Origin of the sequence: uncultured Finegoldia sp. (assembly GCF_947252345.1) — a bacterium.
Taxonomy (GTDB): Bacteria; Bacillota; Clostridia; order Tissierellales; family Peptoniphilaceae; genus Finegoldia.
This window is the reverse complement of sequence record NZ_CAMXVC010000022.1, coordinates 26,422-34,491: the sequence shown is the minus strand read 5'-3', so window position 1 is coordinate 34,491 and position 8,070 is coordinate 26,422. Positions and strand designations below refer to the sequence as shown.

Here is an 8,070-nt window from a genome sequence, read left to right as displayed (position 1 = left end):
ACAATAGCCAAGGAAATTTGTTTGAGAGCCGATTTGGATTTTGATATCAAATACAATGATTTGAAAGAAATTGAGAAAAATAGGTTGGATGAAAATTTTGAAAATATTAGGAACGAAATTATTAATAAAAACTACAAATATTCAATAATCGTTGACGAAGATGACAAATTAAAAGATTTTCATGTGATTGAATTGAAAAAAATAGGCTTTAAAAAAATATACTTTTCGGATATTCACGAAATGCTGGATTTTTATTACAAAAAGCACTCTTCAAATGATTCTATAACTCAACGAACATCACATCTTAAAAAAATCGTATCGAATAAAATCCAGAGAAATTCCAACAAAATATCGAACTTGTCAAATGATTTGGACGAAGCAAAGCAGCGCGATATTTACAAAGTTTATGCAGATTTGATAAGTACAAATATGCACTTGATTAAAAAAGGGATGGAAGAAATTATTGTAGATAATTTTTACGATAATATGAATAAAATTAGTGTTCCTCTTGATTCATTGAAAACGGGGAATGAGAACTCACAATATTACTACAAGAAATTCAGTAAATTAAAAACGAGAGAGAAAGTAATAACACAAGAACTTCCACAGATAAAACAAGAAAACAAGTATTTGTTGCAACTTTTGGACAGCTTGGATAGAATCACTGAATATCAGGAATTATCGGAAATAAAAGAGGAAATGGTAAAAATAGGGCTGATTAAAAAATCCAAGAAAAAAACTGCAAAAGTAAAGCCATCAAAGCCAAGACATTTTGTAACAGAGAATAATGTGGATATATACGTTGGTAAAAATAATTTTCAAAATGACAATTTGACATTAAAACAAGCGAATAAGGATGATATTTTTATACATGTAAAAAATATGCCAGGCTCTCACGTCATTATGAGAAATGATGATTTGACGACAAAAGATTACGAAGTAGCTTGTTTCTTAGCCGCGTATTTCTCTTCACTTAGCAAAGAAAAATTTGTAGATGTAGATTACACAGAAAAGAAAAACGTAAAAAAAGCTAAGGGTGCAAAGCCTGGAATGGTGTTCTACAATAATTTCACTACGGTTAGAGTTGATATGACTGCACACAAAATAGATGATATAAAAGAAATTATTTAAAAAATGTAACAAATTATTGATAAACTAATTTTGTTAATATAAAATATTAGATAAGAGGAGGCGATTAAATGAAGTCAATGACGGGATTTGGAGCTTCTAGTTTAGAATTAGATAATTTCAGTATTGACATTGAAATAAAATCTGTTAACAACAGATATTTAGATTTTAATTTTTCTATGCCAAATTATTTGAATTTTATGCTCGAAGATATGAAAACTTTAATTAAAAAAAAGTTAAAAAGAGGAAGAGTTGACGTTTATATAAAAATAAAAAAGTTTCAACTTTCTGTTGACAATGTAGATGTAAATATAGAATTAGCTAAGATGATTAAAGATAAATTGGAATTTTTGAATAATTCATTAGGCATAGACTCGGACATAAATGTCAGAGATTTGATTAAATATGATGATGTATTATCTTTTAGCTATAAAGATATAGATTCAGATTTTCTTAGAAATAATGTGATAAAAGTTTTAAATGAAGCTGTAGATAGTATCACATTAATGAGAACAACCGAAGGTGATAATCTAAAAAGAGATTTAATGACTAATTTGGATAAAATTGAAAGACAAATTTATGAAATATCAAACCTCACAAAAAAGAGCGTAGATGATTATCGCGACAATTTATTCAAAAGAATATCTGATGTAATTGCAGAAGAAAAAATTGATGCTGATAGAATGTATCTTGAAGTAGCTTTGTTAGCTGATAAAGTGGATATTAATGAAGAGATTGCAAGATTTGGCTCACATTTAAGTCAATTTAAGTCTGCGATGGAAATGGAAGAGTCAATTGGCAGAAGACTGGATTTTATAATTCAAGAAATGAATCGTGAAATCAACACTATTTCTTCAAAATCAAATGATGAACAAATTGCAATATGTGTAATAGAGGTTAAGAGTTTAATTGAAAAATTAAGAGAACAAGTTCAAAACATAGAATAGAGGTTAAATGGAAAGTTTAGGAATCGGATTTTCAAATTTAGTAAATTGCAATAGGGTCATTGCAATCGTAAGCCCTGAAACAAATCCAATCAAGAGAATTGTCCAAAAATCGAAAGAAGACAATACATTGATTGACGTGACTTTTGGCAGAAAGACTAGGAGTGTAATAATTATGGATTCAGGTCATGTGGTTTTGAGTTGCTTGCAACCAGAAACATTGCAGATGAGATTAGAAAAATCAAATAGTAAGGATGATTAGTATGAGAGACGGGTTTTTATTGGTGGTTTCTGGTCCTTCAGGCGTTGGAAAAGGAACTGTTTGCGAAAAGTTAATTTCACAAAAAAGTGATATCGTATATTCAGTTTCAGCGACAACAAGAAAGAAAAGACCGTACGAAATTGACGGGGAAAATTACTACTTCTTAAGTCTTGATGAGTTCAAAGAAAAAATAGAAGAAGGAGATTTCCTAGAATATGCAAATGTTCATAACAATTACTATGGCACACCTAAATCATTTGTATTTGAACAAATTAAAAAAGGTGAAATTGTTATATTGGAAATTGATGTACAAGGTGCATTAAAAGTTAAAGAAAATTATCCAGAGGCTGTTTTTGTGTTTATTCTTCCTCCTGATTTAATAGAGTTAAGAAAAAGAATCGAAGGAAGAAACACTGAAGACGAAGAAACAATTAACATTAGAATGCAAAACGCAAAAATCGAATTGAATTATATTGATGAGTATGATTATGCGGTTATCAACAAAGATGTCGATGAAACTGTTAAAAATATTGAATCAATAATAGAAGCAGAAAAATTTAGAGTTATAAAAGGAGAAAAATATGATTAATCCATCGTTTAAAGAATTATCGGAAATAAACAGTAGTAGATATGCACTTTGTGTAATGGTAAGTAAAAGAGCTAGAATGTTAATAGATGGCAAAAGTACAAAATTAAAAAAAGCTAAGGCAAAACCAGTTACTACTGCATTAGAAGAAATAATGGAGAAAAAAGTCTGGGAAGATAAATCAAATGAGTAAGAACATCCTTTTAGGTGTAACTGGAGGAATTGCTGTATACAAAGTTGTAGATTTGGTCAGTAAACTTAAAAAATTAGATTACAATATTAAAATCATAATGACTGATTCGGCGTGTGAATTTGTGAGTCCCATGACTTTTGAAACAATCGGAAAATGCGATGTAAAAAACAAAATGTTTCACAAAGATTCACATAAAATAGTTGAACATATTGATATGGCTAATTGGGCGGATTTGATGTTGATTGCACCCGCAACAGCAAATATAATGGCGAAAATCAATAATGGAATAGCAGATGATTTGTTGACATCGTGTGCACTGGCTTATGATAAACAGATTATGTTTTGCGTAAGTATGAATAGCAATATGCTTAAAAATCCTTCAACTCAGAAAAATATTGAGGATTTAAGACAAAAAAATAATATCATAGTTGATTCTAATAGTGGGTTGCTAGCCTGCGACACAATTGGAAATGGAAGATTAAAAGAACCTTGGCAAATTGTAGAAGAAGTAGAAAAATATTTTTGCAAAAAAGATTTAAAGGGCAAGAAAATATTAGTTACGGCAGGAGCTACAATTGAGAGAATTGACCCTGTAAGATATATTACAAATGACTCAAGTGGTAAAATGGGGTATGCGATTGCAAAAAAAGCATATTATCGCGGAGCTGATGTTACAATAATTTCTGGCAATACTTCAGCTACAAATCCTTATGGTATCGAAAATATCAAGGTAGAATCTGCTTTAGAGATGAAAGCCCAAATAGATAAGATTATTGGAGATTTTGATTGTTTGATTATGGCTGCTGCAATATGTGATTTTAAAGTAAAAAACAAGAGCGATCATAAAATTAAAAAAGTTGACGGATTCAATGAAATAATGTTAGAAGAAAACCCAGATATTCTTAAATCTTTAAACAAAAAAAACAATCAAGTATTTGTTGGATTTGCGGCTGAAACTGATAATTTATTAGAAAATGCTCAGAAAAAATTAGAAAGTAAAAACTTAGATTATGTTGTTCTCAATGATGTATCAAAAAAAGATATTGGGTTCAACTCAGACTATAATAAAGTTACAATTATCAGCAAAAACAATAAGATTGAGATAGAAAAAGATACAAAATCTAACATTGCTGATTGCATATTGGATTTGATAAAGTAGGTTAAAATGTATATTGATGTTATTTTCAAAAACAAATCAAAAATGACAAATAGGCTATACTCTTATTTCTCATCAGAAGATGTGGAAGTAGGTTGTAGAGTTATTGTTCCTTTTGGGAAATCAAATATTAATAAGCTGGCATTAGTTGTTAAAGTAAACGAAAAACCGATGAAAGATATCAATTACAAAGAAATAATATCAGTAGTAGACATAAATCCAATTGTTACGCAAGAATCAATAGATACTGCTTTTTTTATGGTAGATAAATATTTGAGTGATTACAGTTCTGCTTTTCAGACAATTTTACCTCCGGGTAATTTTGAAGAACTCAAGGAGTATTTTCACGCAAATGAAAATTTAAAAAAAATAGATGAATTTTTATTTGATATTTTGAAGGATAAAAAAGAATACAGCGAAATAAAAGAAATTTCAGGAATTAGTCATAAAAAATTAATCGAATATGCAAAAAAAGGATTGCTAGAAATTGATTTTGTTTATGATAAAAAAATTACACCTAAACTTGAAAAATACGTAAAATTAATAGACACAAATCCCAATATTTCTAAAAGAGCGACATCACAATTAAAAATTATTGAAGAGCTAAAAAAAACAAACAATTTATCCTACAGAAACCTTCTGTCAAAAACTCAAACAACATCTAGTGCAATTAAAACATTAGAAAAAAATAAAATTGTCCAAATTTACTTTAAAGAAGTTGATAGGGTAGTCGTAGATGACACGAAATTATACAATAAGATTAAATTAAATGAGCAGCAACAACTAGCATACAATTCTATTCTTAAAAATCATTTCAACTTACTTCACGGAATAACAGGTAGCGGTAAAACAGAAGTTTATTTGCAATTAGTTGAAAAAATCCTTAAAGAAGGAAAAGATAGCATTGTATTGGTCCCAGAAATATCACTGACACCACAGACTATTTCCAGATTTGAAGGAAGATTTCCAGGGAAAGTTGCTATTATTCATTCAAAATTATCTTTGAATGAAAAGTTTGAGCAGTTTAGGAAAATGTACACCGGTCAATATAAAATAGTTGTCGGAGCTAGAAGTGCAGTTTTTTCTCCATTTAAAAATTTGGGATTGATAATAGTTGATGAAGAACACGAAACAAGTTATGTCAGTGAAAAAAATCCAAAGTACAACGCTATTGAAATCTCAAAATTCAGGGCAGACTACAACAATGCCATACTTTTATTGGGCTCTGCTACTCCTGGAATTGAAGAGTACTATCAAGCTTTAGATGGAAAATACAATCTTGTTGAAATGAACAAAAGAGCCAACCAAACTATTCCTTCGAATTGTACGATTGTAGATATGAGAAAAGAACTTGAAACTGGTAATACAAAAATGTTCAGCAAAGTTCTTCTTAATAAAATTCAAGAAAATCTCAATAAAAAAATGCAGACTATTTTATTTTTAAATAAAAGAGGTCATACATCATTTATTTCTTGCAGAAGATGCGGATATGTTTTAAAATGTGATAGTTGTGACGTATCAATGACATACCACAAAACCAAAGACAGACTCATTTGTCATATGTGCGGAAGAACTTCTTTAAAACCAAAAATTTGTCCAAATTGTGGCTCAAAATTCATAAAAGAATTTGGAGCTGGCACACAAAAATTAGAAGAAGAGACGAGAAATTTGTTTCCAGAAGCGAAAATAGTCAGGATGGATAGAGATACAACCAACACAAAAAAAGATTACGAAAAAATCTATGAAGAGATGAACAACAACGATATTGACATATTAATTGGAACACAAATGCTCTCAAAAGGTTTTGATTTTCCGAATGTGACATTGGTTGGGGTTATGGCAGCTGATATAAGTTTAAACTTTGGCGATTACAAGTCAAACGAAAAAACATTTCAAATAATAACACAAGTAGCAGGTCGAGCAGGTCGTGGAGAGTATGAGGGTGATGTAATTATTCAAACTTATAAGCCGGATAATTTTGCGATAGTATCTGCTGCAGTAAATGATTATAAAATGTTTTATGATAGAGAAATAAAATTGAGGAAATCATTCAATTATCCTCCTTTTTTTAGAATTGTAAATGTAAATATTTCAAGTAAGAATAGAAATCTTGCACAAAAAAAAATTACAGAGATTTCAAATTATATAAGTGCGTTGATTAGAAATTATAAATTATCAACAACTTTAATAAACGGACCGCATCCATCACCAATAGAAAGGATTAATAATATGTACAGGTTTGATTTGTACTATAAATTTCCTGCTGGTGAGGATAAAATAATAAGAATAATAAAAAAAGTTTTAATAAACAACGATTATAACATTAATTTAGAGAAGATTACGATGAAAATCACAATCGACCCTCAAAATTATTTTTAGGAGATAGATATGGCGATTAGAGAAATTAGATTAGAAAATGATCCAATCTTGAGAAAAAAATCAAGAGTGGTAGAAAAAATTGATGATAGAATCAAACAAATCGTAGAAGATATGTTTGAAACAATGTATGAAAACAAAGGAATTGGATTAGCCTGTGTTCAGGTAGGTATGCTTAAAAGAATTGTTGTAATTGATATGCAAGATGAAGATGGGAAAATGGTATTGATTAATCCTAAAATCATTTATAGCTCTGATGAAAAGCAGATAAACATAGAAGGTTGTTTATCTGTTCCTGGACAAAATGGCTACGTTGAAAGACCAAAAACAGTTACTGTTGAATATACGGACTTAGATGGAAATGTTATACAAAAAACAGCATCAGATTACAAGGCACATTGTTTTTGTCATGAGCTAGACCACTTAGATGGAGTTTTGTATATAGACAAAAAACTAAATCTTACTGAAGAAGAAATAGAGAAATTGGAAAATGAAAAATAAAATCGTATTTGCGGGTTCGCCTGATTTTGCTGTTGAAAGTCTTCAAGAATTGTTCGAAAATGATAATAATGACATCCGATTGGTTATATCGCAACAAGATAAAAAAAGAAACAGGAATAAATTTTCTCCAACAGCTGTTAAAAAAAGAGCAATGGAATTGGGAATTGACGTTATAACTCCAAAAAACATAAATGACCAAGAAGTTTATGAATTGTTAGATGAATTAAACCCAGACTTTATAGTAGTGGTTGCATATGGACAAATAATTAAGAAAAAAATCTTGAATAGATTTAAAAATAAAATATTAAATGTTCACGCATCAATTCTTCCGAAATATAGGGGAGCATCGCCGATTAATTACAGTTTGATAAATGGAGATGAAAAAACTGGAGTAAGCATAATGTTAGTTGAAGAAGGGCTAGACTCTGGAGATATATTAGCCATTGATGAAGTCAAAATAGATAACGAGATTATGCTTGAACAATTGCACGATAAACTAATGATTATGGGTGCAAAATTAATAAATAAGGTTATAGACAATTACGATGAGTATTTTTCACAAAAGAGAAAGCAAGACGACAGTTTGTCATCAACTGTAGGTAAAATCACAAAAACAATGGGAGAAATTGATTTTAATGAAAAGGCTGATGAAATCTACAACAAATACAGAGGACTTTCTCCTTGGCCTGGTTTATTTTTTAAATTAAACGAAAAAATCGTAAAAATTCATAATATAAACATAATCAAACAATACAATGACCATATAAACGGTGAAGTTGTAAAAGTTGACAAGAATGGAATAAAAATTTCTTGCCAGGATGGATATATTATTATTACAAGATTACAATTTCCAAATAAAAAGCCTCTTGATGTTAGTGAATTTTTGAATGGTAATTCATTTGATGAGGGGATAATTTTATAGGA

The 8,070-nt window shown here is 29.5% G+C and carries 9 protein-coding genes; all 9 read left to right on the top strand.

The window, feature by feature from the left end:
- Positions 1-1,131 (top strand): NFACT RNA binding domain-containing protein (locus Q0X02_RS05640; protein WP_297812839.1); only part of this gene is annotated, 1,131 nt, incomplete at its 5' end.
- A 68-nt stretch (positions 1,132-1,199) separates the two neighbouring features.
- Entirely contained in the window at positions 1,200-2,075 is an 876-nt protein-coding gene (locus tag Q0X02_RS05635) for a YicC/YloC family endoribonuclease (RefSeq protein WP_297812835.1), read from the top strand.
- Positions 2,076-2,082: 7 nt separating this feature from the next.
- On the top strand, positions 2,083-2,334 hold the full coding sequence (locus Q0X02_RS05630; RefSeq protein WP_297812833.1) for a DUF370 domain-containing protein: 252 nt from the start codon (positions 2,083-2,085) through the stop codon (positions 2,332-2,334).
- Between the two features lies 1 nt (position 2,335).
- Complete coding sequence (gene gmk, locus Q0X02_RS05625; RefSeq protein ID WP_297812830.1) at positions 2,336-2,923, top strand: guanylate kinase; 588 nt, start codon at positions 2,336-2,338, stop codon at positions 2,921-2,923.
- Positions 2,916-3,113 (top strand): DNA-directed RNA polymerase subunit omega, encoded by a 198-nt coding sequence (gene rpoZ, locus Q0X02_RS05620; protein WP_297812827.1) that lies wholly within the window; start codon positions 2,916-2,918, stop codon positions 3,111-3,113. The genes gmk and rpoZ overlap by 8 nt, the downstream gene beginning before the upstream one ends.
- Positions 3,106-4,272 (top strand): bifunctional phosphopantothenoylcysteine decarboxylase/phosphopantothenate--cysteine ligase CoaBC, encoded by a 1,167-nt coding sequence (gene coaBC, locus Q0X02_RS05615; RefSeq protein WP_297812822.1) that lies wholly within the window; start codon positions 3,106-3,108, stop codon positions 4,270-4,272. The genes rpoZ and coaBC overlap by 8 nt, the downstream gene beginning before the upstream one ends.
- Before the next feature lie 6 nt (positions 4,273-4,278).
- Entirely contained in the window at positions 4,279-6,648 is a 2,370-nt protein-coding gene (gene priA, locus Q0X02_RS05610; protein WP_297812819.1) for a primosomal protein N', read from the top strand.
- A 9-nt stretch (positions 6,649-6,657) separates the two neighbouring features.
- Positions 6,658-7,146, top strand: coding sequence for a peptide deformylase (def, locus tag Q0X02_RS05605; protein ID WP_297812816.1), 489 nt, complete (start codon positions 6,658-6,660; stop codon positions 7,144-7,146).
- The gene (fmt, locus tag Q0X02_RS05600; protein WP_297812813.1) at positions 7,136-8,068 is read left to right on the top strand and encodes a methionyl-tRNA formyltransferase; all 933 of its coding nucleotides are present in this window, start codon (positions 7,136-7,138) and stop codon (positions 8,066-8,068) included. The genes def and fmt overlap by 11 nt, the downstream gene beginning before the upstream one ends.
- The last annotated feature ends 2 nt before the right edge of the window (positions 8,069-8,070 follow it).

Coding starts and splice junctions, on each gene's coding strand:
- Q0X02_RS05635 (WP_297812835.1), top strand. CDS start 1,200: ATGAAGTCAATGACGGGATTTGGAGCTTCTAGTTTAGAATTAGATAAT.
- Q0X02_RS05630 (WP_297812833.1), top strand. CDS start 2,083: ATGGAAAGTTTAGGAATCGGATTTTCAAATTTAGTAAATTGCAATAGG.
- gmk (WP_297812830.1), top strand. CDS start 2,336: ATGAGAGACGGGTTTTTATTGGTGGTTTCTGGTCCTTCAGGCGTTGGA.
- rpoZ (WP_297812827.1), top strand. CDS start 2,916: ATGATTAATCCATCGTTTAAAGAATTATCGGAAATAAACAGTAGTAGA.
- coaBC (WP_297812822.1), top strand. CDS start 3,106: ATGAGTAAGAACATCCTTTTAGGTGTAACTGGAGGAATTGCTGTATAC.
- priA (WP_297812819.1), top strand. CDS start 4,279: ATGTATATTGATGTTATTTTCAAAAACAAATCAAAAATGACAAATAGG.
- def (WP_297812816.1), top strand. CDS start 6,658: ATGGCGATTAGAGAAATTAGATTAGAAAATGATCCAATCTTGAGAAAA.
- fmt (WP_297812813.1), top strand. CDS start 7,136: ATGAAAAATAAAATCGTATTTGCGGGTTCGCCTGATTTTGCTGTTGAA.